At 60.6% G+C, this 2622-nt stretch carries 3 protein-coding genes and 1 pseudogene; 2 read left to right on the top strand and 2 right to left on the bottom strand.

Annotated elements, in window-relative coordinates:
* Together A2I95_RS30695 and A2I95_RS30690 are read left to right on the top strand one after the other, a co-directional pair.
* Positions 1-521, top strand: a pseudogene (locus tag A2I95_RS30695) (carbamoyl phosphate synthase large subunit); the annotation flags it as partial.
* A gap of 183 nt (positions 522-704) precedes the next feature.
* Positions 705-1280 carry a cytochrome P460 family protein gene (locus A2I95_RS30690; RefSeq protein ID WP_291735937.1) on the top strand — a complete coding sequence of 192 codons (576 nt, stop codon included), beginning with the start codon at positions 705-707 and terminating at the stop codon, positions 1278-1280.
* 113 nt (positions 1281-1393) lie between these two features.
* Here A2I95_RS30690 and A2I95_RS30685 read toward each other — a convergent pair whose 3' ends face one another.
* Together A2I95_RS30685 and A2I95_RS30680 are read right to left on the bottom strand one after the other, a co-directional pair.
* The gene (locus A2I95_RS30685) at positions 1394-2104 is read right to left on the bottom strand and encodes a trypsin-like serine protease (protein ID WP_291735935.1); all 711 of its coding nucleotides are present in this window, start codon (positions 2102-2104) and stop codon (positions 1394-1396) included.
* A gap of 231 nt (positions 2105-2335) precedes the next feature.
* The coding region (locus A2I95_RS30680; RefSeq protein ID WP_291735934.1) for a hypothetical protein at positions 2336-2622 on the bottom strand (287 nt) is incomplete at its 5' end.

The raw sequence follows: 2622 nt of genomic DNA, 5'->3' as shown, positions 1-2622 counted from the left end.
CCCGTTTCCCCGGCGTTGATACTATCCTTGGCCCGGAAATGCGCTCCACCGGCGAAGTCATGGGCTGGGACCGCTCCTTTGCCCGCGCCTTCCTCAAAGCGCAGATGGGAGCCGGCATGGTGCTGCCGTCGCAGGGCCGCGCCTTTATCTCGATCAAGGATGCCGACAAGGGCCGCCTGATGCTGGAAGCGGCGCAGATCCTGGTGGAGCAAGGCTTTACCCTGGTCGCCACCCGCGGCACCCAGACCTGGCTGGAGGCCCAGGGCGTGGCCTGCGCGCTGGTGAACAAAGTCTATGAGGGTCGTCCACACGTGGTCGACATGCTGAAGGACGGCGACGTTCAACTGCTGATGAACACCACCGAAGGCGCGCAAGCTGTTGAAGACAGCAAAGAAATGCGTTCCGTCGCGCTCTATGACAAAATCCCCTATTTCACCACCGCGGCAGGCGCCAACGCCGCCGCACGGGCGATCAAAGCCCAGGCTGAAGGGGATGTTGAGGTGAAATCGCTGCAAGGCTAAGCGCCCTGTCCTGAGGCGCTTCAACCCTATGTTTTCAAAAGCCCCGGCAACGCCCCGGGGCTTTTTCTTTGCGCACTGTGCTTTCACACAGCCGTGTAGAGTTGTGACCCGGCAATTCCCGGAAATATGCGACCGTGAACACCTCAACACGACCCGCTGCTATTCAATTCAGGGAGAAAGGCCATGAATGTACCAACGAAGATTGCCGCAGGAATTCTGGCCCTCGCACCCGTGGGCGCCCTTGCACAGGAGTGCCTTGTAGACGGCGACCCTTCCGAACTTGAAGCAGAGGCCGTTTCCAGAATTTATGAATGCATCGAGGCCAAAATGGCCGAAGGATATGCCGGGAACGGCGATCCGGTCGGCGCTGAATTCCGCTCGTGGCACGTGACATCAACCCGCCCGGCCCTTGCCGGCCCGCATGGCGAGCGTTTCCTGCAGACCTTTGCAAACGGCATCGCCGCTGAACAGTATCTGAAGTTTGCAGATGACGGCTTTACCATGCCGGCAGGGTCGGTTCTGGCCAAGGAAAGCTTCAAAGTCAAGAAAGGCAACGCCGTTCCCGGCCCGTTGTTCATCATGACAAAACTGGCCGTCGGCGGGGCGCCCGAGGCCGGCGACTGGCTCTATGCAGCGCTTCTGCCCAATGGCAAGGAAATGAAGATCAAGCAAAGCTTCTGCGCAGGCTGCCACATGAATTGGGAAGACCAGGACAGCCTGGCCTATCCGTTGGAAGAGGTCCGCCTCAGCAGCCAGTAACCGCAGGACGGCGTTCTGCAAAAGGAAACAGCCCCGGGGAACCAAACGGGGCTGCTTCGCGTCCTGCCGCTCTTATTCAGCAGCAGGCTATAGGGCCGCAGCGGCGGCTGCGGTCACCCCGCCTGCCGCATCAGCGCCTGCAGCGCATCCCCCAGCGGCGCGGCCAGCGACACCCCCCTGCCCCCCATCCGGGCCTTGGAAGAGATCACCGAGACCAGCTGCGGCGCCCTGCCCGGACGCTTCTGCAGCACGGGTGAACCGGACGCCCCGAAATCGACCCGGCAGGTGGTGATCAGCGAGCTTTGCCGCGCCGCAATCACCTGGCAGGCGCTTTGCAGCCGGGGCGATGTCGCATTGCGGTGCGAGTAAGACATCACATCCACCCGCATGCCGCGCTCCGGCGCCGCGGCCAGCACCAGCGGGCGGATCACATTTGCACTGATCGGGCTGTCCAGGCGCAGCACAGCAATGTCTGTTCCGGTCTGAAACTGTCCGGTCCGGCCATGCCGGTAGCCCGGATGGACAACAGCCTTGACCACTTGGCGCGACGCCTTGGCGCGGCGGCCGTTCAGCCCTGCCTCAAATTTGATACTCCGCGGGTTCACGGCCCGGCCATTGCGGATGTCATACATGCAATGGGCCGCCGTCAGCACCAGATCCGGCGCGATCAGACTGGCTGTGCACATGGCCCTGCCGCCTATGTTCAGGCGTCCTACCGCCTCCCATCCTTGCACCGACTGCGCAGGCGCAGGCTGCCCGGCTGAACCGGGTCCGGCGCTTATGCCGATGAATACGGAAGCTGCAATTACCAGTAATCGTCTCATAACCCACTCCATGTTCCCACACTGCTATGGTCGGTGAGCCCTGAGGCTGGAATGCGGCTTGCTGCGGTGCCACGCAGGCGGAAACATGGGCAGAATGAGACAGAATTAACAAAACCTTAACGCGAGGCAGTTCTGTCTGGGCCGAGGCACTCAAACCCCTTATTTTCTTAACGAGCCCCTGCGATTTTCGAAAAAACCCCTTAAAAACAAGGGAAAATCCGCTGGGTTTCGTTAGGAGAAAAATTCAGGATTCCCCCTGTTTTCGCGCAAAACCCAGCTTTGGCGGTAACTTCGCGGCTCAATTACGGCGGAAATGAGCCTTAACAAACGCCTAAACATCGGGTTGAAGGCCGCCCAATAGCTTAACTGCGCGCCACACCCATTGCGGGAAGTGTGTTTTCCAACAACCGCATTACCTGCAATCGTTAAGACTTGCAGCGGCAGCTTTGCCGCTGCAGGGTGGCCCGGCCCGATTGCTGACATTGGAGCCGCCGAATGCGCCTGACGCTGTTTCTGTC

The sequence above is a fragment of the Leisingera sp. F5 genome, from assembly GCF_001593695.1.
The sequence above is the reverse complement of the archived record's forward strand: the minus strand, read 5'-3'. Positions and strand labels throughout refer to the sequence as shown.